The following is a 24,610-nucleotide window of genomic DNA, read 5'->3' on the forward strand; positions in this document are numbered from 1 at the left end:
CATTATTCAATTTTTTTAATAGAAGGGAAATACCGGAACAGAACCTTTGCGATGATCTTGTCCTTTTCCACGTATTTATGTTTCCATCTCCTTGCATCTGCGGAGAAATTCCGGTTGTCTCCAAGCATGAAGTAACAGTCTTCCGGCACTTCATAATGGGCGTCAGGCTCCGGTTCCATTGGCTCCGGAAGATAAGACTCCTCAAGTGGTGTTTCGGAATTATTTAAATAAACTTTTCCATCCCGTATATCGATGATGTCGCCCGGAAGGCCGATGACACGTTTTACGTAATAGGTCTTACCGGTAGGGTCATCAGGGAAATGGAAAATAGCGATATCTCCCCGCTTCGGATCGCCAAAATAATAGGATAGCCTGGAGCCGATGACCCGGTCCCCTGTCATAATGGTTTTTTCCATGGATCCGCTGGGTACCCTGCTGTTTGCGATGATAAAATTATTGAGCAAAAATGCAATGACAGCTGCAGTAATGATGATCTTGATCCAACTGATTATTTCTTCCCTCCAGCTGAACGGTTCCCGTTCTTTTGGCATGTTATCGTCTCTTTTCATATGATCTCTTCTTTCCCTTCCTGGTGGTTCCATTACAAAGTTTAAATGAGTTTCATTTATAACGCAAGGGGTTTTACAAAATGGTAAGAAAATATTCACAAATACTCTACGGATTGTCCATAAAATCATGATACCATGTTTTTAGATAAAAATTTAACACCAGGGGGAACCGGATTATGGGAGGGAGAAGCCGGAATCAGGATAAAAGGCTTATTGCAGCTTCTGCGTTAATGTTTGCAATTTCATTGCTGCTTCAGATACTGGCAAGAAAGGTTCCTGGATTTGGGGACTGGTATGCCAGACGGGTTTACCGGTTTATGGTAGGAAGCATAGGAAGGCTGTCCGGGGGATTTCCCTTTGCCCTTGTGGAGACCGGCACCTGCCTGCTTATCCTGTATGTCGTTTATTACGTCTTTATCCACCGTAAGGAGGGGAAAAAGATCCTCATAAGAGCCGTGTTTCTTGTTACCGGCCTTTTTTTACTATTTACGGTTGACTGCGGGATCAACTATTACCGGAAACCGTTTTCCAGCTATTCAGGGCTGGAGGTGAGATTGTCTTCCCTGGAGGAACTAAAGAGCCTCTGTCTTCAGCTTACGGATGAGGTAAACCGGATATGCAGAGAAGGCTTAGCAGAAGAAACGGACTTAAAAAGCCTGGAAAAGGAAAGCGTGAAAGCCATGAAAAGGCTGGGAGAGGTTTATCCGGAGCTGGCAGGCTATTACCCGCCTCCCAAGCCTCTCCTGTGGTCTTACTTCTTTTCGGTTCAGCAGCTTTGCGGCCAGTATTCCCCTTTTACGGTGGAGGCCACCTATAACCGGTCCATGCCGGATTACAACATTCCTCATACCGTCTGCCATGAGCTGTCTCATCTAAGAGGGTTCATGAGGGAGGATGAGGCCAACTTCATCGGATACCTGGCCTGCATCGGCTCTGATGATAACGCATTCCGCTACAGCGGGAACTTGACCGGCTGGATTTATGCAACCAATGCCCTGGCAAAAGCGGACCGGGAGGCATACGCAGAAGTCTGCGGACTGCTCAGTGAAAAAGCCTGGGCGGATTTAAGGTACAACAATGAATTCTGGGGGAAATACGAGGGGAAGACTGCCGAGGTTTCCAACCGGATGAACGATACTTATTTAAAGCTCAACAACCAGTCCGATGGGGTAGCCAGCTATGGCAGAATGGTTGATCTAATGCTGGCCTACGCAAGGTCTAAATAAGTCTCTTCCTGGTAAACTCTTGAAAATTACAGGCCCTGGTGATAAAATATTTTCATAAAGAGGGACCAGGAGGAGTCATGTATGGATGGTAAATTGTATGATTTGATGGATTGGGCCGGCATTGAAGAAATTGTATATTCAGAAGCAGCGAATCCCCACGAGATTCTGGGTCCGCACGTTACGGAGCAGGGGCTGCTTATCCAGGCATTTATTCCTACGGCTGAATCGGTGACTGTCCGGTTTAGGGAAAGCGGTAAGGAATACCCCATGGAGCTAGCGGATGAAGCCGGTTTTTTTGCGGCTCTCATACCGCGCAAAACGGCAGCAGCTTATACCCTGCTGGTCACTTATGACAATGGAACGTCAGAGGAATGTCAGGATCCCTATTCCTTTCCGCCTTTCTACAGGCCGGAAGATATCAAAAAGTTTGAATCCGGAATTCACTACAGCATCTATGAAAAAATGGGGGCGCACCCCATGTCTGCATGCGGAGCGGAAGGGGCATACTTTTCCGTGTGGGCTCCCTGCGCCATGCGTGTCAGCGTGGTAGGGGACTTTAACCTGTGGGATGGCAGGCGCCACCAGATGAGGAGGCTTGGGGATTCCGGTATTTTTGAATTGTTCATTCCCGGCTTAAAGGCAGGAATGATATATAAGTATGAGATAAAGCATATGAACGGGACACCCCAGCTTAAAAGCGATCCCTACGCCAATTACTGTGAGCTCCGTCCTGACAATGCTTCCATTATCTGGGACATTAACCAGTATTCCTGGAGTGACCAGGAATGGATGAAAAAGAGGGCAGGGACTGATTCCAAGCAAAATCCCATGTCCATTTATGAGGTGCACTTAGGCTCCTGGCTCCGGAAGGAAGTGGGGCTTGATGAAAGCGGAGAGGCAGTTGTTGGCTCCGAATTCTATAATTACCGTGAAATTGCAGAAAAACTGGCGGAATATGTTAAAGATATGGGCTACACCCATGTGGAACTCCTTCCCATCATGGAGCATCCCCTTGATGCATCCTGGGGATATCAGGTGACCGGGTATTATGCGCCCACCAGCCGCTACGGTACGCCGGATGATTTTATGTATTTCATGGATTACATGCACAAACAGGGTATCGGCGTGATTTTAGACTGGGTTCCGGCTCATTTCCCCAGAGACAGCTTTGGGCTTGCCAGCTTTGACGGAACCTGTGTTTATGAGCATAAGGATCCAAGGCAAGGGGCACATCCCCATTGGGGAACTTTGATTTATAATTACGGCAGGCCAGGCGTCAGCAATTTCCTTATCGCCAATGCCCTTTTCTGGGCGGACAAGTACCATGCGGATGGAATCCGTATGGATGCGGTGGCTTCCATGCTGTACTTGGATTACGGCAAAAACCCGGGAGAATGGATTCCCAATATTTACGGCGGCCATGAAAATCTGGAAGCTGTCGAGTTCTTAAAGCATCTGAATTCCATATTCAAGGGCCGAAAGGATGGGGCCGTTATGATTGCGGAGGAATCCACGGCATGGCCCCGGATCACGGCTGATGTAAAAAATGAAGGTCTGGGCTTTGACTATAAATGGAACATGGGCTGGATGAATGATTTCACCGGATATATGCAATTTGATCCTTACTTCAGGAAACACCATTATGGAGAGATGACGTCCAGCATGCTCTATGCTTACAGTGAAGATTTTATCCTTGTATTCTCTCACGACGAGGTGGTTCATGGAAAGGGTTCCATGATAGGTAAGATGCCGGGGGAGGACTTGGAAGAAAAGGCGGCGAATTTAAAGGCTGCCTACGGCTTTATGATGGGACATCCCGGTAAAAAGCTTCTGTTCATGGGTCAGGATTTTGCACAGATCAGTGAATGGAATGAAAATAAGAGTCTTGACTGGGAGATCCTTGAATTCCCCCTTCATAAGCAGACAAAGGATTACGTGAAGGCCTTAAACCATCTCTATAAGAGCCAGCCGGCCCTGTATCAGCTGGATTATGATCCGGACGGCTTTGAGTGGGTGGAATGTACGGCTTCCAAGGACAGCATCGTAGGCTTTTTAAGAAAGACAAAGAAAAAGGAAGAGACCCTTCTTTTCCTCTGTAATTTCGATACAATGCATCACGGGAAATACCCGGTAGGAGTTCCCTTTGAAGGTAAATATAAGGAGATTTTAAACAGTGATGACAAGGCCTTCGGAGGACAGGGCCGGGTAAATCTACGGGCAAAAACCTCTAAGAAAAAGGAGGCGGATGAAAGGCCGGATTCCATAGAAATAAACGTGGCTCCCTTAAGTATCATGGTCTTTACCTGTACCCCTGAAAAAATGAAACCGAATTTGACAGGGAAGAAGGCCAAGAAGCCCACATATACTGAAAAGGCAAAGGCTGAAAGAAAAAAACTTTCAACCCAGGATTTATAAATCAAACGGATATGCCTGCATATCCGGCAGATTCATTCGTATAAAAATTAAAAGGATCAGGAGGTTTTTAAATGATATTCCATATGGTTTCCGGTGTGCTTCCGGGAGAGTCCCTGGCGGATCTCCAGCAGGAGGTACAGGAAAACTTAAACCAGCTAAAGCCTAATGCCGTGCTGGAAACCTTAAAGAGCTGGGCCCCCGGGCTGATTGCATTCGGGATAAAGCTTTTAATCGCTCTGGTGATTTTTTTCATTGGCTCCAGGATCATTAAGATCCTCTACCATATGCTGAACCGCTCCTTTAAGAGAGTGGATATGGAGGTCAGCCTAAGGAAATTCCTTCTGTCCGTTTTAAACGCCGTCATGTACTGCCTCCTGGCTTTTATCATAGCAGGGCAGATCGGGGTGAATTCGGCTTCCATCGTGGCTTTGCTGGGGTCCGCAAGTATTGCCATTGGTCTGGCAGTCCAGGGAAGCCTGGCCAATTTCGCAGGCGGGGTGCTGATCCTACTTATGAAGCCGTTCCGGGTAGGGGACTATATCGTATCCAAGGATGGAGAAGGTACGGTTCGTACCATTGGGCTTGTGTACACTATTTTGAACACAGGCGATAATAAGCAGGTGGTCATTCCCAACGGCACCCTTTCTAATTCCCCGCTGACCAATGTGACCGCCATGGATAAGAGGCGGCTGGATGTCCTGGTGGGGATCGGGTATCATTCGGATTTAAAGAAGGCAAAGGAAATTTTAGAAAGCATTTTCCGCAGTCAGAAAGGAATCATGAAAGAGGAACCCATAGAAATTTTTGTCAGTGACTTAACAGAAAATGCCGTTACCATCGGAGGCCGGGGCTGGACTTCCCTGGACGATTATTGGCCCGCCAGATGGGAGATTTTAGAAAAGTTGAAGATTGGATTAGAAGAGGCCGGAATTGAGATTCCCTGCAGCCGGCTGGAAGTGCAGGTGGAGGACCGCCATTCCTGATACAAAAAAAGGGGCCATCCAGAATGAATCTGCAATTGCCGCTTATGCATTAGGATATTATTGATGGCATAGATAATAAGCTTTATAAATGATGAAATGCACCAGATGCTAGATATACTTTTATCTAACATCTGGTGCATTTCATTTATTAATGAATCTATCTTTGGCAGTCCCTTTAGACTGGAACGCCTCTGCTTTTATTACTTTACCCGGAAGGTCACGGTCACCTGGGCTTCTACGCCGATCTGTCCTGGTTCCACAACTACGGATTTGGCTCCTGCTGCGGCATCTTCCTTTGCAACGGTGGAAGAGTATCTGATATTTGGATAGGTATTAAGCTCCTCGATGTGAGCGATCCCATCAAGGGTAACTCCGCTGGCGGCTGCAATTGCTTCTGCCTTAACTTTGGCTGCATCAACGGCCTTTTTAAGAGCTTCCCTGTAATTCTCATCGTATTTGCTGGAAAGATAGTTTACGCTGTCAATGCAGTTAATACCTGCATCTACACTGGAAGAAAGAATCGCACTCACCTGGTCAAGGGGAAGGTCGGATAAGGTTATGCTTGTGCGCATCTGATATCCGGTGATCTGTTGGGTGGAGTTGCTCCAGTCATAGATCGGCTCAAGGCCATAGCTGGAGGTCTGGATAGATTTTTCGTCAATGCCGGAATTCTTTAAAAATGCTATGACGCTGCTCGTATCTCCACTGTTTTTTTCCTGGCAGGTTTTGGGATCTCCGGCCTGGGTGAGCACTGCAAAATTAACCTGGGCCATATCGGGAACTACCTTTAATCCCTCTGTGCTGCTTACCTGTATGGTATTGGTTTCCTTATTGCTAATGGTAGTCACATTGGTCCCGGGAACGGAAGCGGTTCCTGTCTGGGCACATGCGGTCATGCTTAGTACGGTTGCGGCAACGAGAGCGGCCGCCAATGGCTTATTCATTTTTCTCATAAATATTTCCTCCTTTTCATATTTTATATTCTACAGGAAAAATGAGGAATTAGTATTTCTTTTCTCTTAACATTCCAGGTCGAATTTCCTAGGTTTTATTTACGAAAATATGACAATGGAAAAAATAGGCATAAAGATTAAAAAATGATGGGAAAATGCTGATAGGCTGACATAACTTGTACAAAGTGCATAAAAAAATAAATAAAAATGCAATGTATTAACGAAAAGAGAAAGTTTCGCTAAATCTATTGCATTTTTTTGTGCATTGTGATATCTTATAGCCATAAGGTTATTGGAAACGTTACCGATATCGTTACCAACAAACTGGTTTCCAATGATCAGGAAAGATAAAGCCTGGGAACAAGCAGGTGCAACAAGTTTCTGTATGGGAGGCATGCAGGAAAAAATTGGGGGTTGAGTGGACGATCCATCAACCGGAAGGTGCATATGCACGGAAGGAGGATATTATGAAATTAAAGAAACTGGCAGTACTTACCCTGGCTGCAGCAATGGCGGCCGGAACACTTATGGGATGTTCTTCCAACAAGGCAGCGGAAACATCGGGGACAGAACAAAAAACCGAGGCAGCGGAAACCACTGCTGCAAAGGCCGGTGATACATCAGTAGCCAAAGGCCAGGTTTACTATCTGAATTTTAAGCCGGAGGTTGCAGACACATGGGTGGAGCTTGCGTCGAAGTATACAGAGGAAACCGGCGTTCCCATGAAGGTTCAGACAGCGGCAGCAGGCACTTATGAGCAGACATTAAAATCAGAAGTAGCTAAGAAGGAACCGCCTACACTGTTCCAGATCAACGGACCTATCGGCTATAAGTCCTGGGCAAAATACTGCAAGGATTTAAAGGATTCCACAATCTATGGACATCTGGTTGATAAAGATATGGCTGTAAAGGATGGAGATGGAGTTTACGGCATTCCTTACGTAGTGGAAGGCTATGGAATTATATATAATGATGCCATCATGAAGAAGTATTTTGCCCTTGACGGCGCAAAAGCAAAATCCATGGATGAGATCAACAGCTTTGCTTCTCTTAAAGCAGTTGCAGAAGATATGCAGGCAAGAAAAGCAGATCTTGGAATCGAAGGCGTATTTGCTTCCACTTCCTTTGCTCCTGGCGAGGATTGGAGATGGCAGACCCATCTGGCAAACCTTCCGGTTTACTATGAATATAAGGATGACAACGTATCCGATAAGGATGCTCTTGACTTTAAGTATGCAGACAACTACAAGAATATTTTTGACTTATACATTAACAACTCCTGTACAGATCCGAAAATGGTAGGCGCAAAGACCGTTGAGGATTCCATGGCGGAATTTGCTCTGGGCAAGGTTGCCATGGTTCAGAACGGTAACTGGGGCTGGGGACAGGTGTCTGGTGTTGACGGAAACACTGTAAAGGAAGAGGATGTGAAATTCCTTCCTATCTATACCGGAGTAAACGGTGAGGAGAAACAGGGACTTTGTATTGGAACAGAAAACTTCTTCTCCATCAACAGCCAGGCAAAGGAAGAGGACCAGCAGGCATCTCTTGACTTCCTGGAGTGGCTATTCACTTCTGATACAGGTAAAGATTATGTGACCAACAAGCTGGGCTTTATCGCTCCTTTTGATACCTTTGCGGCAGATGAAAAGCCAACCGATCCTCTGGCAAAGGAGATCGACCGGTATATGAACAACAAAGACTTATATTCTGTGTCCTGGAACTTTACCTCTTTCCCAAGCCAGACCTTTAAGGATAACTTCGGAGCATCCCTTCTTGAATATGCTCAGGGAGGCAAGGAATGGAAGGCAGTGGTGGATGAAATGAAGGCCGACTGGGCAAACGAAAAAGCTATGACAAAATAATAAAATTAAAATAGTTTTAAAAGAAATGGGTGAGCGCGGGGGAAATGCCTCACCCATTTTTATATAAGAAATTCAACTACCCTCAGCTCACCCGGGGGATTATTGAATACCCTGCGGGTATATCTTTACGCCCGATAAAGCGGGGCGGGCCCTGTCCAAAAAGCATGGACAGTAATAAAGAAAGGAGATCTGCTATGCAAAAGTCAATGAAACGGTACTTTCCAATATTTGTTCTTCCCACACTGGCTGCATTTACCATTGCATTCCTGTACCCGTTTATCATGGGCATTTATTTATCCTTTACGGAATTCACTACGGTAAAGGATGCGTCATGGGTGGGGATTTCAAATTATAAGAAAATATTTATGGACAGGAATTTTCTCAATGCGCTGGTATTTACCGTGAAGTTCACCCTTGTGTCGGTGGTGACCATCAATACCCTGGGGTTTCTTCTGGCCTATGTCCTCACAAGAGGTATTAAGGGAACCAACCTGTTCCGGACCGTATTTTTCATGCCCAACTTAATCGGAGGCATTGTGCTGGGTTATATCTGGCAGCTTCTGTTAAACGGTATTCTTGCAAGGTTTGGCGTTACCCTTTCTTTTAGTGCCAAGTACGGCTTTTGGGGTCTGGTGATCTTAATGAACTGGCAGCTGATCGGGTATATGATGATCATTTACATTGCCGGACTTCAAAATGTTCCTGGAGAACTGATTGAGGCCGCCAGGATCGACGGGGCTACCGGATTCCAGATATTAAAACGCATCATGATCCCCATGGTCATGCCGTCTTTTACCATCTGTCTGTTTCTGACCCTGACAAATTCCTTTAAGCTGTTTGACCAGAACCTTGCGCTGACGGCAGGCGGACCGGGAAGGCAGACCAGCATGCTGGCCCTTGATATTTACAATACCTTTTACGGCAGAGTTGGCTGGGAAGGGGTGGGCCAGGCAAAGGCCACGGTGTTCTTTCTTATGGTTGCGGTCATATCCCTGACCCAGCTTTCATTAACAAGGCGTAAGGAGGTGGAGAACTGATGAGCAGAAAGGGAAGAAATACAGAAATTCAGCAGATGGAAGTAGGAAAAACCACAGGAGCATTTTTAACGGCCGCTTTGGCAGTTCTTTCCCTGACATTTTTGTTCCCCATTGTCCTGGTTTTCATAAACTCCTTTAAGAGCAAGCTGTTTATCAGCGATGCACCGTTTCAGCTTCCAAAGGCAGGCACCTATGTGGGGCTTACCAACTATGCGGAAGGCATCCGGAAAACAGGGCTTTTCCCGGCATTTGGCAGGTCCCTGTTTATTACGGTAACCTCTGTGGCAGTGATCATCCTGTTCACCTCCATGACGGCCTGGTTTTTAACCAGAGTGAAATCCGCATTTACAAACATTTTATACTACGTCTTCGTATTTGCCATGATCGTGCCGTTCCAGATGGTCATGTTCACCATGTCAAAGACAGCAAATGACTTGTATTTAAACTCCATGTACGGCCTTGTGCTTCTTTACCTGGGCTTTGGCGCCGGGCAGGCGGTATTTTTATTCTGCGGTTTTGTTAAGGCCATTCCCCTTGAAATCGAAGAGGCGGCTATGATCGACGGCTGTTCCCCCGTTCAGACTTATTTTCATGTGGTATTCCCCATGTTAAGGCCTACGGCAGTGACCGTTGCCATCTTAAATGCCATGTGGATCTGGAACGATTATTTACTTCCAAGCTTGATTCTTCCCCAGGAAAAAGGTACAATACCAATGGTTATTCAGAACTTAAAAGGCGGATATGGTTCCATTGATATGGGAGCCATGATGGCAATGCTGGTTCTGGCGATTTTTCCTATCATTGTATTTTATTTAAGTTGTCAGAAATATATCATAAAGGGCGTAGCTGCAGGTGCGGTAAAGGGCTAGGAAGTCAAATATCCCGCAGCAAATTACGGAGTATTTGGCCCCTGCAGCATTCGCCGGATGCAGGAATGCAAGCATCCCTGCACCTGGTTCATTGCTTGCAGAAATAAACAGAAAAAGGAGACTGATTATGCGGGAATGTGGTATGTTGCTCCCGGTTGCAAGCCTACCGTCAAAATACGGGATCGGAGCATTTTCAAAAGAGGCATATGAATTTATTGATCTATTAAAAAAAGCAGGTCAGCAGTACTGGCAGATACTGCCTCTGGGGCCCACAGGTTATGGGGATTCTCCTTACCAGTCATTCTCCGCATTTGCGGGAAATCCGTATTTTATTGACTTAGATGAGCTGGTTGCTGAGGGACTGCTTACTTTAGCAGAATGCGAGGCCGTGGATTTTGGAGATGATCCGGGAGATATTGACTATGAGAAAATGTATTATAACCGTTTTCCCCTGTTAAGAAAGGCTTATGGACGGTGGAAGGAGCAGGGACATACGTCAGATGAGCCGGGGAAGCTTCTTGGGGAAGAAACAGCCGGCTACTGTTTTTACATGGCAGTTAAGGATCATTTTAAAGGAAAAAGCTGGATCTGCTGGGATGAGGATATCCGCCTCAGAAGAGAAGATGCAGTTTCCAGGTATGAAAAGGAGCTGTTAAATGAGATCGGATTTTATGGCTTCCTTCAGATAAAATTTGAGGAGCAGTGGAGCCGGTTAAAGTCCTATGCAGGAGAACAGGGCATCAGGATCATCGGAGACATTCCTATATATGTGGCATTTGACAGTGCGGATTCCTGGTTTCATCCGGAGCTGTTCCAGTTTGATGAAAACTGTGAGCCTGTTGCGGTCGCAGGCTGTCCGCCGGACGGATTTTCCGCCACCGGGCAGTTATGGGGAAATCCCCTTTACCGCTGGGATTACCATGGACAAACGGGCTATGAATGGTGGATGAAGCGAATGGAATACAGCTTCCGCCTTTACGATGTGGTGAGGGTGGATCATTTCCGCGGCTTTGATGAGTATTATTCCATTCCTGCAGGAAGTGAGAATGCCGTTCATGGTGCCTGGGAAAAAGGCCCTGGAATTGATATCTTCAACAAGATGCGGGAGAAATTCGGGATACTGGATATCATAGCGGAGGACCTTGGCTTTTTGACCCCATCGGTTTTAGAACTGGTTAAGAATACAGGCTTCCCAGGGATGAAAGTGCTGGAATTTGCATTTGACTCCAGAGAGGAAAGCGATTATCTGCCTCATAACTATACGCAGAACTGCGTGGTATATACGGGAACCCATGACAATAATACCATCAGGGGCTGGTATGAAGACTTGTCCCCGGAGGACCGCCAGCTTTCCATTGACTATATGAATAACGAAAGAACGCCGAGAGAAGAGATCCACTGGGATTTTGTCCGTCTGGCCCTTGCAAGTGTTGCCAGACTGGCGGTGATACCGGTTCAGGATTATCTGGGTCTTTGCGGGGAGGCCAGGATCAATGTGCCCTCCACCCTGGGGAAAAACTGGAGATGGCGTATGGTTTCCGGGGAAATAACAGAAGAGCTTGCGGAAAAATGCAGAAAAATTGCCAGGCTTTACGGCAGGGCGTGACGAAAGGAGATGAGTATTTCTGATGGACTCCATTAATATAAAGGATATAGCCAGATTGTGCGGGGTAGGTGTGAGTACCGTATCCCGGGCCATCAATAACCATCCGGATATCAATCCAGAGACAAAGAACATGATCATGCAGGTGATTAAGGAAAACAACTATATTCCCAATAACAGCGCGCGGAATTTAAAACGTACCGATTCCAGGGCTATTGCGGTGCTGATCAAGGGTATCGGCAATCCCTTTTTCAGCAAGATGATCCGTATCTTCGAGGAGGAGATCCAGAAAAAGAAATACTCATTCATCCTGCAGAGGGTCGATGAGCAGGAGGACGAGGTTGATGTGGCTTTGGAACTGATCAAGGAAAAGAAGCCAAGGGGAATCGTGTTCCTTGGAGGATATTTTTCCCACAGCAGAGAAGAGCTGGAACAGCTAACCGTTCCTTATGTGTTAAGTACCATCGGAATGACAGAGTACTTGGGCGAATCTCCTGATTTTTCCTGCGTATCCGTAGATGACTACGCGGAAAGCTACAAAATGACGGATTACTTATGTAAACTTGGTCATGAAAAAATCCTTATCCTGACCGCTCCTTCTGATGATGAGAGCATCGGCCGCCTCCGTCTGGAAGGATACAAGAAGGCTCTTTCAGATAACGGCATCACCCCTTCCCCATCTCTGATCATATTTTCAGAGGAATGTGAGGAATGCTATACCATGGACAACGGGTACCGGATGATGAACCGTGTTCTGAATGAAAAGCCGGAATTTACGGCTGTTTATGCGATCTCAGACAGCATTGCCATCGGTGCCTGCAAAGCCATCTTTGAGCATGGCATGCGGATACCGGAAGATTATTGTATGGCCGGTTATGACGGTCTTGATATTGCCCGCTATTATAACCCGTCCATCACCACCATCCGCCAGCCGGTGGAAGAGATGGCAAAGGCCACCATCAAGATCTTATTTGATGTGATCAAGAATAAGGCAGAGCATCAGAAAAAGGTTTTTAGGGCCGAGCTGGTAGAAGGAGAGTCTACAAGAAGAGTAAAATAATTTTCCATATCAATAAGCAATCCCTCCAGATTAAATGCAAGATTATGAGTAAATTTGTCAATTGTGCTGCATTTTTACTTATTATTTGATATAATTTTATTATATCTCACATTTGATCAAGGAGGGATTTTCCATGCCTGATACCATGTTTTTCAGTCTCCTGTTAAATATTGGCCTCCTGGTGCTCATCGCCACTTTGCTGACCAAAATACCCATCGTACGCAGCATGCTTTTGTATGATAAAAATTCTGCCGGATGCACGGCAGCCCTGGCAGCCATATTCGGTCTCGTCAGCATTATTTCCACCTATACGGGAGTGCATGAACAGGGAGCCATTGTTAACACCCGTGTGATCGGCGTATTAGCGGCCGGCCTGTTAGGGGGGCCCTGGGTCGGTATGGGGGCGGCCCTGATCGGAGGGCTGCACCGCTACTTTTTTGATATTGGCGGATTTACAGCCGTTTCCTGTGCCTTATCTACTCTAATGGAAGGCCTTGCAGGCTGTATTTTCTCCCGCCGTTTTAAAATGAGAAAAATAGACAGTGCCGGAATCTTTCTGCTTACCGCGATTGTCGAAACGGGACAGATGGCAATTATCCTCCTGATCTCGAGGCCTTTTCCGGCGGCTATACAGCTGGTGAAGGTGATCGCATTTCCAATGATCATCATGAATGCCCTGGGCATGATCATCTTTTTAGGAACCTTTAACATGGTATTTATGGAGGAAGACAGCCAGTTTGCGGAAAAAATGCGCCTTGCTCTGGGAATTGTGGAGCAAAGCCTGCCCCATCTGCGTAAGGGCTTATACAGTACAGAGGATATGGAGGCTGCCACGGAAATTATTTACCGCTCCACGTCCTGTGCCGCTATATTGCTCACGGATAACCGTAAGATTCTGGCTATGAAATCCGATGCAGGGTTATGCGCCTTAAAAGGAGATTCCATCCTGGCTCCTATTCTTGCATCTTTACATGACCGGAATTCCACTATTTTTGATTATGCAGAAAAAGACGATCCCTTTTATCCCATATTAAAAAACCACATGATTGTGGCCGCTCCCCTGATCGAAATGGATCATATTATCGGCAGCCTGACTATGGTGGTCAAAAAGCATTGGCATAATTCACGATCTGACTTAAGTCTTGCTTCTGAACTGGCCAGGCTTTTCTCCACTCAGCTGGAGCTTTCTTATCTGGAATACCAGAAAAAGCTGCGGCGCAAGGCGGAGTTTAAGGCCTTGCAGTCCCAGGTAAACCCACATTTTTTATACAATGCGCTCAATACAATTTCTTACGTCAGCCGGGAGAACCCGGACAGGGCAAGGGAACTTCTCCGCTCCCTCTCTACCTACTACCGGCAGACCCTGGAAAATGACCAGTATATGCTGAATCTGCATACGGAACTTTATCACATCTCAAGCTATCTGGATCTTGAAAAAGCGAGGTTTGAAGAAAAACTATGTGTGGAAATCAACATTAAGGAGGACTTAAACTGTATGGTTCCCGCCTTTATTCTTCAGCCGCTGGTGGAAAATGCCGTTCGTTACGGTGCTGATCAAATGGGAAACCGTCTGGTGTCCATTCAGGCCCATGCAAACAGCGACCAGATCGAAATAGCGGTTTCCGACAATGGAACGGGATTTCCCCAGGAAATTCTTACAAGGCTGTATGCAGGACAGAGCTATGGGGGGGTGGGCCTGGAGAACGTCCATAAGCGGTTAATGAGCATCTACGGGCAGGAGAACGGACTTCACATACATAGCTCGGAGAATGGCTCCAAGGTCTATTTTCTAATCCCAGCGGCGGTTTCAGAATCCAGGTATGTGGAAGAGCTTGCTGCAACCATAAGTCATAAGAACAATGGAAAGGAGGAATCATCATGAAAATTGCAGTGATCGATGACGAGCGTCCTGCCCGAAAAGAGCTGATTCATCAGATTTTATCTATTTTGCCGGACAGTCTGATAAAAGAGGCCGGCAGCGGAGCAGCAGCTCTGGAACTTCTTGAGGACCAGTCCTTTGATCTTCTGTTTTTGGACATTAACTTAAATGACATGGAAGGAACTACACTGGCATCGGCAGTAAAGTGCATGCTGCCGGAGGCACAGATTGTTTTTGCTACGGCCTACTCCCAATATGCGGTGAAGGCATTTGAACTGGGGGTAAGTAATTATATCCTTAAACCCTTTGATCCGGAAAGAGTACGGCTGGTCCTTGAAAAATGCAGCCGGGATCTGGCCAGGTTGCAAAAAGAAAAAATCCAGTTGGAAGACAGGTTCCCGCCTTTTCCAGCCAACCGGATGCCAATCTGCGTGAACCGTACTATCACACTGCTGGACATCAGCCAGATCGTTTATATTGAAACCTGCCTAAGAAGCTGTATCATACATACCGTCTCAAAGGATTACACGGAAAACCAGCTGCTGGGAGAATACGAAAAACGTCTGGTGCCCTACAGCTTCTGCCGTATCCATAAGAGCTATCTGGTAAATTTAAACTACATCGCAGAAATGTTTCCCTGGGCCGGCAACAGTATGGCGGTTAAGATGCAGGGTTTTGAACAAAATATCCTTCCTGTAGGCAGGGAAAAGGTCAAACATTTAAGACAGCTTATCGGAATATAAAATACTTCCATCCGGTTTATGACAGCCATTCTGCTTTTTGTGCATTTAGCACTTACGTTCATGCAAATATCATTTATTTTTGTACATATTATTGTATAATCGGTAATAGGAATGGTTTTCATAATATTTTACAGGAGGTATGAATATGATAAGTTTCTTTGCGTGTCTGGCACTGCTGATCATCGGATTCTTAACCTACAGCAAGGTGGCTGAAAAGGTTTTCGGCCCGGATGACAGAAAGCCCCCTGCTCTGACTATGACAGACGGGAGTGATTATGTACCAATGGGAACACCCAGGATTTTCCTGATCCAGCTTTTAAACATTGCAGGTCTTGGGCCAATTTTCGGTGCTCTGGCCGGAGCCTGCTGGGGGCCCAGCGTATTCCTGTGGATCACCCTTGGCACCCTTTTTGGAGGAGGCATCCATGATTATATGGTGGGCATGATGTCCATGCGCCATAAAGGAGCCAGTGTTTCTGAGCTTACGGGTACATACTTGGGAAATACCATGAAGCAGGTCATGCGGGTGTTCTCCGTGATCCTTCTGGTTCTGGTTGGGGTTGCCTTTTCAACCGGTCCCGCAAATCTTTTAGCCATGCTGACACCGGATATACTTGATTCTCGGTTTTGGCTTGCTGTAGTATTGATTTACTATTTTATTGCGACATTTGTCCCTATCGACAAGGTCATCGGCAAGATCTACCCGTTTTTCGGCATTTGTCTGATTGTTATGGCGCTGGGGGTAGGAGGTGCCATTCTTTTTAAAGGTTACCATATTCCTGAGATCACCTTGTCAAACCTTCATCCGTCAGAAACTCCCATCTGGCCGACCATGTTCATATCTGTTGCATGCGGTGCTATTTCCGGCTTTCATGCAACCCAGTCTCCGCTTATGGCACGCTGCCTTACCAATGAAAATGATGGCCGTAAGGTATTTTACGGTGCAATGGTGGCAGAAGGTGTGATCGCTCTGATCTGGGCGGCTGCAGGTGTTGCATTTTACGACGGTACCGGTGGTCTTTTAACTGCACTGGGAAACGGACAATCCAGCGTGGTCTATGAAATCTGCTTCAAACTTTTGGGGCCTGTGGGTGCGGTCATCGCCATGATCGGAGTCATTGCCTGTCCCATTTCTTCAGCAGATACCGCTTATAGAAGTGCCAGGCTGACGCTGGCCGACTGGTTCCAGATGGACCAGAAGCCTGTAAAAAACCGGCTGATTCTTACCATTCCTCTTCTTGCAGTCGGCTCCGTTCTGACTCAGTTTGATGTACAGATTGTATGGAGGTACTTCTCCTGGAGCAACCAGACCCTGGCCATGATTGCGCTCTGGTCCGCAAGCGTATATTTATACCAGAGGAAACGTTTTTACTGGATCACAGTACTTCCGGCAACTTTTATGTCCGCAGTATCCTTCACTTACATTCTGATCGCGAAAGAAGGGTTCCAGCTTTCCACCGGCATTGCTTATCCGGCAGGCATCCTGTTTGCAGCGGTATGCTTTGGAGTATTCGTTTATACCTGTATTCTTGGCAAAGGCAAAGATACTTCCAATGCCTCAGAAGAGGAAAAGGCCACGGCATAATCTTTTAAGGGGTTAGAGAATTAATAATTCCATATGAGCTTATTTAAGAGCAGAGAAATTTGCATCTTGAATAAGCTCTCTTTTTAATGTTAAGTAGAAAGACTCCAGATAGCCCTCTTATAACTTACCCTTTCTTCTGTTGATTTATAAATTTTAAACATTATCATAAAATAATTAAATTATACATACATATGTTTTTATGGTACATTAAAGTTACTTAGAAAACGCTTTGGCCTATGCTGCTGCCGTAGCAAGGAGAACGCTGGGGGAAATGCCAGACAGAGTGGTAGTAGGGGTAAGTGGAAGCATCATAAAAAATGTGAAATCTGTGATTGTTCCTAACACAGGCCATTTAAAGGGAATTCCTGCTGTAGTGACAGCCGGTAGCGTGGCAGGGAAGCCAGAGAAAGAGCTGGAGGTCATTGGGGCAGTAACGCAGGAACAGATCATGCAGATGAAAGAATTTATGGAAGGAACGGAGGTCAGGATAGAACACATTAAAAGCGGACTTACCTTTGACATTATAGTCACTCTGTATAAAGACTCTTCTTACAGTAAAGTTCGCATTGCCAATTTCCATACCAATATCGTTCTCATTGAGAAAGACGGAAACATTTTGGGCCATTGCCGAGGAAGGGCTTTAGCTATTGCTTATTTATGCGGAGGGGGCTATAAGGAAGTCATACATACGATGGTTAATGCACTTGCAATTATATCAGGTATTGTATGCGATGGGGCAAAGGCCTCCTGTGCAGCAAAGATCGCTTCTTCCATTGATGCCGGTATTTTCGGTTACAGCATGTACATGCAGGGGCAGCAGCTTCTTGATGGTGACGGCATCGTTACCAAAGGTGTGGAGGCATAAAAATGTTGGTAGATTGGGGAAAGAGGGTATGAAGGAAACCAACGAGGAAATTATTAAAATCATGATAGGAGAATAGGTATGAAAAAAATAATAAGTAGTTTACCTTTTAAATTACTTCTGGGGGTAGTTCTGGGGATTCTGATTGGACAGGTAGCAGGCGAACATGTCATGAATTTTGTCGTGACAGTGAAATACATATTAAATCAGGTTATTACATTCTGTGTTCCTCTCATTATCATTGGCTTTATCGCTCCTTCGATCACAAGGCTGGGTAATAATGCTTCCAAAATGCTGGGCGTAGCAGTTACCGTTGCATATATATCTTCCATTGGGGCGGCATTTTTCGCAATGACGGCCGGCTATATCATGATTCCCCATCTGTCCATCGCTACCGATGTAGACGGACTCAAGGAACTTCCTGGAATCGTGTTCCAGCTGGATATTCCGCAGATCATGCCGGTAATGAGCGCATTGGTATTTTCCCTGCTCCTGGGTCTGGCCGCAACCTGGACAAAGGCAAAGGTAATTACCGAAGCATTGGAAGAATTTCAGGAAATCGTGCTTTCCATTGTAACAAAAATTGTTATCCCTATGCTGCCTGTATTCATCGCATTTACCTTTTGTGCCCTCTCCTACGAGGGAACCATTACCAAGCAGCTTCCAGTATTCTTTCAGGTTGTCCTTATCGTCATGATAGGCCATTTTATCTGGCTGGCACTGCTTTATGCAATCGGCGGTATTTATTCCGGGAAGAATCCTATGGATGTCATCAGAAATTACGGACCTGCTTATATCACCGCCGTAGGTACTATGTCATCGGCCGCTACCCTGGCCGTGGCACTCCGCTGTGCAAAAAAGTCTCAGCCTACTTTACGTGATGATATGGTGGATTTCGGCATTCCGCTGTTTGCCAACATTCATCTGTGCGGCTCCGTTTTAACAGAGGTATTCTTTGTAATGACTGTCTCAAAAATACTATACGGAGCCTTTCCATCCTACGGAACCATGGTATTGTTCTGCGTTTTATTAGGTGTATTTGCCATTGGTGCCCCGGGCGTTCCAGGAGGAACAGTTATGGCATCTCTTGGTCTTATAACAGGAGTTTTAGGCTTCAGTGAAACAGGAACAGCCCTTATGCTGACCATTTTCGCATTGCAGGACAGCTTCGGCACAGCTTGCAACGTAACCGGTGACGGTGCATTGACCATGATTCTGACCGGATTCGCTGAAAAGCATGGAATAAAAAGAGAAAAAATAGAATCAGGAATTTCATAAAAACAATTCATAAAATACCCCCTTCAGCCGTTTCCTGGCTGCAGGGGGTATTTGAACTATTTTACAGCATAATTAACAAGGCTCATTTTTATAGCACCAGAACCAATCAATACAATTTAGTTCCGATGTTCCGGTTTCATTGAGCCGCTCCAACGATTGACTATAAGTACCAGGCGGAGGTACCATTACAGAATTGCCAGGCATCCAGTTTGCAGGAGTTACTACACCGCATTTGTCTGTTGTCTGAAGAGCAGTTAACAGACGTATTTCAGAAATGTTTCTGCCGTTTGTTAGAGGATAAACCAGGATTGCGCGTATGATCTGATTCGGGTCAATGAAAAAAACATTTCGAACGGTTTCCTGCTTATTAACATCCGGGGCAATCATTCCATAAAGGTTTGCAACTTCAGCCATACGGTCGGCGATGACTGGAAACGGAATTTGAACGCCGGTTAATAAACGGATCTGATTTACCCATGCCAGATGGGAAGGGTTACTGTCTATGCTTAAACCTATCAGTTTTGCATTTAATGCTTCAAACTGGTCGTTCGCCTGTGCAAAAGCGATAAATTCGGTCGTGCATACAGGCGTAAATACATTGCTTACGGATGGAAAATATAGAAAAGAGTGAAAGAGACCTAAAAAAATGTTAGGTCTCTTTTTTATACCTAACATTTCGGATAGATAAAAACACAGTCCATCAAACAAGTGCTGGTAACACTTGGGGAGCGAATCTGGCTCATATAATAAGTGTAAAAAAATATGAAGTCATAGAGAATTATCATTTATCTAGGTAACGTTCATGAATGGATCGGCCTTATCGAAGGGAGGGAAGCGTGTGAGCAGAACTGAGTTCCGTTCATGAGTGGGATCGGCCTTATCGAAGAGAGAAGGAAACGAATGAGTGGAACTGAGATCCGTTCATGAAAGGGATCTGTCTTATCGAAGAGAGAGGGAATGCATATATTAATATATAAAGAGAGGAAAAGCTCTTTATATTTATACCTTAAATTTATACTTTAAATTTATACAGATGGTTTATAAGTATAAAAGTATAATTTGCACCATTATAGGAGGATATTTTAATGAGTAATTTTTGTAATTGTAGGAGTCATAATGAAAATTGCTGTTTTGATAAATCGCAAGGCTGTAGATGCTGCGTGGGACCAACAGGACCACAAGGTGTACCAGGGCCTACCGGACCTACTGGACCAACCGGAGCAACTGGCGCTCAAGGACCGATGGGACTACAAGGACCTGTTGGACCGATGGGACCAATGGGACCACGGGGATTTATTGGTCCGACTGGCCCGACTGGTGCCCGGGGACCGATGGGACTACAAGGACCTACTGGACCAACTGGTGCAACTGGCGCCCAAGGATCTCAGGGCCCGACTGGTCCGACCGGCCCGACTGGACCTAGCGGTCTTGCTGGAGCAACTGGCCCGACTGGCCCGACTGGAGCCGCCGGAGCAACCGGCCCGACCGGACCTAGTGGTCTTGCAGGCCCGACTGGTCCGACTGGCCCGACCGGAGCTGTCGGAGCAACCGGCCCGACCGGCCCCATAGGACTTACCGGAGCAACTGGCCCGACTGGCTCGACTGGAGCCGCCGGAGCAACCGGCCCGACCGGACCTAGTGGTCTTGCTGGAGCAACTGGTCCGACCGGCCCGACTGGACCTAGCGGTCTTGCTGGAGCAACTGGCCCGACCGGCCCCATAGGACTTACCGGAGCGACTGGTCCTACTGGCCCGACCGGAGCTGTCGGAGCAACCGGCCCGACCGGCCCTATAGGACTTACCGGAGCGACTGGTCCTACTGGCCCGACCGGAGCTGTCGGAGCAACCGGCCCGACCGGACCTAGTGGTCTTGCAGGAGCAACTGGCCCGACTGGCCCGACCGGAGCTGCAGGAGCAACCGGCCCGACTGGCCCCACCGGGCTCACCGGAGCAACTGGCCCGACTGGTCCGACCGGACCTACTGGCCCCATAGGACTCACCGGAGCAACTGGTCCGACTGGTCCCACCGGACTTACCGGAGCAACTGGCCCAACCGGACCGCAGGGAATAGAAGGACCAACAGGACCAACCGGACCGGCTGGAGGAACTGCCGTAAATAATGAACCATCAAACGCCAACCTCTATACGGTCAACCAATGCAATGGCACAATTGATATTTGGAGTGGAGCCTCCGGAAAAGAACTGGGTTCCATTCAACTGAGCTCAACACCACAGAAGATAACGATCAATCAAGTTACTAAAACTGCATATGTCACAGAACAAGATGGCTCAATTCAGGTGATTGATCTTTTCACTAACCAAATTATTGCTACCATACCGGGAACCTTCGAAGGCTCTCCTGCTATAAATACCGATACAAACCTCGTTTATGTCGGAGATAGCGGTGACGTTCTAAATGTCATCAACGGCGCCACCAATCAGTTAATCACACAAATCCCATTGGCGTCGCCGGCGACCAGCATAGCAGTGAATCCGACTACCAATCTGGTCTATGTTGCCGAAGCAGCCTCAGGCGATGTACAGGTAATTGACGCTTCCACAAACCAGATAGTTCAAACACTTACTGGATTTACGGAACTGCAAAAAGTAGCGGTAGACCCAGTCACAAACAGAGTCTATATCCTGAGCCATAATCCTAATTCTACTGAGCCAAGCAACCTGGGACTGTTGACCACTTTGGACGGAAACACCAACACAATTTTAACTCAACAGGCTTTTCCGGCAACGAGCCTGTATAATGCTGATTTAACCGTAGACCCTGTTAATCATCAAGTTACTGTAAACGGAAGCAATTACAGCGGATCTTCGATGCTATTTGATGAGAACGGAAACCTGCTTAATCTTTTTGGTCCGTTCCAATATAACGGAGGGCTTCCGGGCGGGGCAACGGTCAACCCTGAGACCGGAAATGTATATGAATCAACCTATAGCAATGGAGTACTAATCTTAAATCCAAATGGAACATCCATACAGGTCATTCCCGCTCCCTGCGTCGGAGCTATGGACATGACAAATCTTTAGCGGCATACAAAGCGGGAGGCATCTCCCAAACGCTTTGCCAATGGATTTATTAAAGGCTTCATCAATGACCTCATCAAAGACTTTGTTAAAGCTCTGCTAATCATGAGGTTAAACAAATAATAAATAAAACACGTCTTGAAACGGGCTTTGAAAGTCCATTCAAGACGTGTTTTTCCCGTTCTTTTGGCAAATTGCTTTTGCCGCTTCCCTCTCACAATGTATCAGGTTGGAAAACAGCTCCTCTGTTTTCTCCAGCACTGCGGCATTGTTCCTGAGGACGGAAGCCTTGAGCAGGCCGTTTTTCACTGCCTGCCAACGGTTGAAATAGTCGGCGTTAAAAATTGTAAGCTCATTTAAAAGGAAAAGCTTGCGATTTTGGAGGTAATATTCATAAAGCAGCCGGCTGTGAATCAGACAATCCACATATCTGGCCGCTTTTTCGGCAACCCTGCGGTCAGTGTTTGGTTTGTTTCCGCTAGGAGGTGCAATGGAATATGTACTATAGTCTTTCACTCCATCGGGTGGTATTTTACCCGCTTCCATTTGGGAAAGCAACTGCCAAAATGAGAGAGTATCTCCCTCTGCAACATTTAAAAGCTCGGCCAAATCATCTGTTTCCAAAGAATTCTTCTGGGAACGACAAAAGCTAGTAATGTCAAATGCGTGTGTAACAATTACCTCCTGTGTCATTGGTTCTTTCTGGTTTCCGTAAGTCGGATCGTAGCACAAAAAGTCATTGCCGCCCGCAGGCTTGGCAAGAAAATAGTGATAGCCGTTGAACCTGCCAAAAGACGGGGTCCAATGAATGTGAAACGGGTCCATTCCAATGATGAAATACATTTCTTTGTCACATTGTAGGAAACTGCTTTTGTTTTCTTTTGGCATACCGCAGGCAAAAACTTCCGAATGTGCGCCCAGATGGTTCAGGTTTGTAAGTAGGCGTTTGGAAGAAAACGACTTACTACAGGGATTAAAATCAAAATCGGTTTCCGAAAACAAAGTTGCAAATGCGTCAATAATAGGAATACCAAAAGCATTTGCTGCACTTACAACACTGCTGTAATAGCAATTCAAGCCTGGAAAGTTGAAAAGCTTCATAGAACAGCACCTCGTGCTCTTTCTGGTAATAGTATTTAATTATATGTATATTGGCAGTGGCTTGGAATTATACAACATTACTTTTTGCTGAACGAACTAAGACAAAACAATTTCTCCACACTTCTAAAAACAGTCTCTTACCCACATACCCACAATGCCGATGACGGTTTCCGCCCCGCTTCCAAACCCGACAAGGGACAGCCTTCTCTTGACCCTACCACAAAGTCTATGAATTAATGGATAGGTATTCACCCCCACGCTTCGCTCACCCGATAAGGGACGCCTTCCCTTGCTACCATAAACCCTTGCAGAATTTATGGCAGGAATAGGGCGTAACACGTCGTGCCGCAGATTGCAGGCAAAGTCTGCAACTATCAAAGATTTTCGTATGTAACAAATGAAGTTTTCTACATACCTGAGTGTTACAAAGAATGTCCATTATTAGGGAAATCCTTATTCTAGCTGGATTTTATTGTGTTACAATCTGATTTTTATAAATACAAAGTATAAAAAATTAGTGGCTGTAACTTACGTGAGCAATATTATTGGGGAGGCTTAATATATTTGCAAATATTAGCTTTCATGTTATAATATTAAGTGAAATATTGGGTTTTGGAGGTATAATTTGGCAAAACAATATACAAAAAAGATGATTCGGGATATGTGCATTAATATGCTGAATGAGCGTCCCTTGAATAAAATCACAGTAAAAGATATTGTTAAAGCCTGTGATATTAACAGAAATACTTTTTATTACCATTATCCAGATATATATGCAATTTTATCGGAAATTTTTCAGTCGGAGCTTCAAAATGCCATTGATGAATATAACGATACCCTTTCATGGGAGGAAGGCTTTCTTGTTGCGGCTAAATTTGCAATGGAAAACAGAAGAGCCGTTTATCATGTATATAATTCCATGCAGAGAGAGGAATTGGAAAATTATATTTTCAGCGTTGCCGGAAATGTTATGTACCGTTATGTTGAAAGAGAAAGCGAAAGCGAAGGGATTCAAGCCTCCACCAAAGATAAAAAACTCATAGCCTCTTTCTATCAATGCGCTCTTACTGAAATGGTGCTGCGCTGGATAGGCTCAGGAATGAAAGAAGATCCCAATGTAATCATCAGACGCATCGGCGAGCTTTTTGACGGTCATATCACACTGTCCCTTAAAAGGAGTGGAAAACTAAATATTTAAAATATTGCCAAATCAAATGGTTAATTAAAGTAAACGAACTTAAGAATAAGCAAATAGGCAAGCTGATTTTTCTGAAGCATTTGCCGCTTACGGAATCTGATTATTTTAAGGTCTAAATGCTAGACAAATAAGCCCCAGTGTTCGATTTTTGAACACTGGGGCTTATTTGTCTAATGAAAAGTTGTGAAAAAAGTTATATGATGTAGGAAATAAGGTTGCCGGCGTTCATAAAATTAAAGGGGTATTGCCTATTGTTAAGACCAGGTGAACGCTCAAAACTCTATTACAGCAAAATAACATGAAGGGAGTAACAAAAGCCTGTTTTTCATAAACGGCTTAAATATAT

Annotated in this window: 18 protein-coding genes and 1 pseudogene; 15 read left to right on the forward strand and 4 right to left on the reverse strand. The window is 45.7% G+C overall.

All coding sequences use genetic code 11. The features are described 5' to 3' along the window. Positions 1 to 2: 2 nt before the first annotated feature. Positions 3 to 569, reverse strand: coding sequence for a signal peptidase I (gene lepB / locus AC27IJ_RS24240; RefSeq protein WP_312441274.1), 567 nt, complete (start codon positions 567 to 569; stop codon positions 3 to 5). 176 nt (positions 570 to 745) lie between these two features. Here lepB and AC27IJ_RS24245 point away from each other — a divergent pair, with 176 nt between their 5' ends. From AC27IJ_RS24245 to AC27IJ_RS24255, 3 genes are all read left to right on the forward strand, one after another. Then, entirely contained in the window at positions 746 to 1,795 is a 1,050-nt protein-coding gene (locus AC27IJ_RS24245; RefSeq protein ID WP_312441275.1) for a DUF3810 domain-containing protein, read from the forward strand. Between the two features lie 81 nt (positions 1,796 to 1,876). Then, positions 1,877 to 4,210 carry a 1,4-alpha-glucan branching protein GlgB gene (glgB, locus tag AC27IJ_RS24250; RefSeq protein WP_487151140.1) on the forward strand — a complete coding sequence of 778 codons (2,334 nt, stop codon included), beginning with the start codon at positions 1,877 to 1,879 and terminating at the stop codon, positions 4,208 to 4,210. A gap of 71 nt (positions 4,211 to 4,281) precedes the next feature. Next, on the forward strand, positions 4,282 to 5,193 hold the full coding sequence (locus tag AC27IJ_RS24255; RefSeq protein WP_312502543.1) for a mechanosensitive ion channel family protein: 912 nt from the start codon (positions 4,282 to 4,284) through the stop codon (positions 5,191 to 5,193). Positions 5,194 to 5,393: 200 nt separating this feature from the next. Here the strand turns inward: AC27IJ_RS24255 and AC27IJ_RS24260 are convergent, their stop codons facing one another. Beyond that, on the reverse strand, positions 5,394 to 6,146 hold the full coding sequence (locus tag AC27IJ_RS24260) for an SIMPL domain-containing protein (RefSeq protein WP_312441278.1): 753 nt from the start codon (positions 6,144 to 6,146) through the stop codon (positions 5,394 to 5,396). A 467-nt stretch (positions 6,147 to 6,613) separates the two neighbouring features. On the opposite strand from AC27IJ_RS24260, the gene AC27IJ_RS24265 reads away from it, so the two are divergent. The 10 genes and pseudogenes from AC27IJ_RS24265 to AC27IJ_RS24310 all read left to right on the forward strand — a co-directional run bounded on the left by AC27IJ_RS24265 (position 6,614) and on the right by AC27IJ_RS24310 (position 18,927). Next, positions 6,614 to 8,011 carry an ABC transporter substrate-binding protein gene (locus AC27IJ_RS24265; protein ID WP_312441279.1) on the forward strand — a complete coding sequence of 466 codons (1,398 nt, stop codon included), beginning with the start codon at positions 6,614 to 6,616 and terminating at the stop codon, positions 8,009 to 8,011. Positions 8,012 to 8,205: 194 nt separating this feature from the next. After that, a complete protein-coding gene (locus AC27IJ_RS24270; RefSeq protein WP_312441280.1) occupies positions 8,206 to 9,048 on the forward strand; it encodes a carbohydrate ABC transporter permease in 843 nt (280 codons plus the stop codon). After that, positions 9,048 to 9,917, forward strand: coding sequence for a carbohydrate ABC transporter permease (locus tag AC27IJ_RS24275; RefSeq protein WP_487151144.1), 870 nt, complete (start codon positions 9,048 to 9,050; stop codon positions 9,915 to 9,917). Before AC27IJ_RS24270 ends, AC27IJ_RS24275 begins: the two co-directional genes overlap by 1 nt. 127 nt (positions 9,918 to 10,044) lie before the next feature. Next, positions 10,045 to 11,523, forward strand: a complete 1,479-nt coding sequence (malQ, locus tag AC27IJ_RS24280) for a 4-alpha-glucanotransferase (RefSeq protein WP_487151146.1) — start codon at positions 10,045 to 10,047, stop codon at positions 11,521 to 11,523. Between the two features lie 22 nt (positions 11,524 to 11,545). Beyond that, positions 11,546 to 12,580: a LacI family DNA-binding transcriptional regulator gene (locus AC27IJ_RS24285; protein WP_487151148.1), complete on the forward strand. Its 1,035-nt coding sequence runs from the start codon at positions 11,546 to 11,548 to the stop codon at positions 12,578 to 12,580. 133 nt (positions 12,581 to 12,713) lie between these two features. Then, positions 12,714 to 14,462, forward strand: a complete 1,749-nt coding sequence (locus AC27IJ_RS24290) for a LytS/YhcK type 5TM receptor domain-containing protein (protein ID WP_487151150.1) — start codon at positions 12,714 to 12,716, stop codon at positions 14,460 to 14,462. Next, positions 14,459 to 15,202 carry a LytR/AlgR family response regulator transcription factor gene (locus AC27IJ_RS24295; protein ID WP_312441287.1) on the forward strand — a complete coding sequence of 248 codons (744 nt, stop codon included), beginning with the start codon at positions 14,459 to 14,461 and terminating at the stop codon, positions 15,200 to 15,202. Before AC27IJ_RS24290 ends, AC27IJ_RS24295 begins: the two co-directional genes overlap by 4 nt. Positions 15,203 to 15,347: 145 nt before the next feature. After that, the gene (locus AC27IJ_RS24300; RefSeq protein WP_313256684.1) at positions 15,348 to 16,787 is read left to right on the forward strand and encodes a carbon starvation CstA family protein; all 1,440 of its coding nucleotides are present in this window, start codon (positions 15,348 to 15,350) and stop codon (positions 16,785 to 16,787) included. A gap of 226 nt (positions 16,788 to 17,013) precedes the next feature. Beyond that, a pseudogene (locus tag AC27IJ_RS24305) lies at positions 17,014 to 17,728 on the forward strand (L-serine ammonia-lyase, iron-sulfur-dependent, subunit alpha); the annotation flags it as partial. A gap of 2 nt (positions 17,729 to 17,730) precedes the next feature. Continuing rightward, entirely contained in the window at positions 17,731 to 18,927 is a 1,197-nt protein-coding gene (locus AC27IJ_RS24310; RefSeq protein ID WP_025230137.1) for a dicarboxylate/amino acid:cation symporter, read from the forward strand. A gap of 72 nt (positions 18,928 to 18,999) precedes the next feature. Here the strand turns inward: AC27IJ_RS24310 and AC27IJ_RS24315 are convergent, their stop codons facing one another. After that, positions 19,000 to 19,635: a peroxiredoxin gene (locus tag AC27IJ_RS24315; protein WP_487151153.1), complete on the reverse strand. Its 636-nt coding sequence runs from the start codon at positions 19,633 to 19,635 to the stop codon at positions 19,000 to 19,002. Positions 19,636 to 20,012: 377 nt separating this feature from the next. On the opposite strand from AC27IJ_RS24315, the gene AC27IJ_RS24320 reads away from it, so the two are divergent. Next, complete coding sequence (locus AC27IJ_RS24320) at positions 20,013 to 21,968, forward strand: collagen-like protein (protein ID WP_487151155.1); 1,956 nt, start codon at positions 20,013 to 20,015, stop codon at positions 21,966 to 21,968. A gap of 159 nt (positions 21,969 to 22,127) precedes the next feature. Here the strand turns inward: AC27IJ_RS24320 and AC27IJ_RS24325 are convergent, their stop codons facing one another. Further along, the gene (locus AC27IJ_RS24325) at positions 22,128 to 23,066 is read right to left on the reverse strand and encodes a hypothetical protein (RefSeq protein WP_487151157.1); all 939 of its coding nucleotides are present in this window, start codon (positions 23,064 to 23,066) and stop codon (positions 22,128 to 22,130) included. A gap of 625 nt (positions 23,067 to 23,691) precedes the next feature. Between AC27IJ_RS24325 and AC27IJ_RS24330 the strand changes: the two genes are divergently transcribed. Continuing rightward, the gene (locus tag AC27IJ_RS24330) at positions 23,692 to 24,264 is read left to right on the forward strand and encodes a TetR-like C-terminal domain-containing protein (protein ID WP_487151159.1); all 573 of its coding nucleotides are present in this window, start codon (positions 23,692 to 23,694) and stop codon (positions 24,262 to 24,264) included. Positions 24,265 to 24,610: the final 346 nt, after the last annotated feature.

This window comes from Lacrimispora sp. YZC11 (genome assembly GCF_057543815.1).

Coding starts and splice junctions, on each gene's coding strand:
- lepB (WP_312441274.1), bottom strand. CDS start 569: ATGAAAAGAGACGATAACATGCCAAAAGAACGGGAACCGTTCAGCTGG.
- AC27IJ_RS24245 (WP_312441275.1), top strand. CDS start 746: ATGGGAGGGAGAAGCCGGAATCAGGATAAAAGGCTTATTGCAGCTTCT.
- glgB (WP_487151140.1), top strand. CDS start 1,877: ATGGATGGTAAATTGTATGATTTGATGGATTGGGCCGGCATTGAAGAA.
- AC27IJ_RS24255 (WP_312502543.1), top strand. CDS start 4,282: ATGATATTCCATATGGTTTCCGGTGTGCTTCCGGGAGAGTCCCTGGCG.
- AC27IJ_RS24260 (WP_312441278.1), bottom strand. CDS start 6,146: ATGAGAAAAATGAATAAGCCATTGGCGGCCGCTCTCGTTGCCGCAACC.
- AC27IJ_RS24265 (WP_312441279.1), top strand. CDS start 6,614: ATGAAATTAAAGAAACTGGCAGTACTTACCCTGGCTGCAGCAATGGCG.
- AC27IJ_RS24270 (WP_312441280.1), top strand. CDS start 8,206: ATGCAAAAGTCAATGAAACGGTACTTTCCAATATTTGTTCTTCCCACA.
- AC27IJ_RS24275 (WP_487151144.1), top strand. CDS start 9,048: ATGAGCAGAAAGGGAAGAAATACAGAAATTCAGCAGATGGAAGTAGGA.
- malQ (WP_487151146.1), top strand. CDS start 10,045: ATGCGGGAATGTGGTATGTTGCTCCCGGTTGCAAGCCTACCGTCAAAA.
- AC27IJ_RS24285 (WP_487151148.1), top strand. CDS start 11,546: ATGGACTCCATTAATATAAAGGATATAGCCAGATTGTGCGGGGTAGGT.
- AC27IJ_RS24290 (WP_487151150.1), top strand. CDS start 12,714: ATGCCTGATACCATGTTTTTCAGTCTCCTGTTAAATATTGGCCTCCTG.
- AC27IJ_RS24295 (WP_312441287.1), top strand. CDS start 14,459: ATGAAAATTGCAGTGATCGATGACGAGCGTCCTGCCCGAAAAGAGCTG.
- AC27IJ_RS24300 (WP_313256684.1), top strand. CDS start 15,348: ATGATAAGTTTCTTTGCGTGTCTGGCACTGCTGATCATCGGATTCTTA.
- AC27IJ_RS24310 (WP_025230137.1), top strand. CDS start 17,731: ATGAAAAAAATAATAAGTAGTTTACCTTTTAAATTACTTCTGGGGGTA.
- AC27IJ_RS24320 (WP_487151155.1), top strand. CDS start 20,013: ATGAGTAATTTTTGTAATTGTAGGAGTCATAATGAAAATTGCTGTTTT.
- AC27IJ_RS24325 (WP_487151157.1), bottom strand. CDS start 23,066: ATGAAGCTTTTCAACTTTCCAGGCTTGAATTGCTATTACAGCAGTGTT.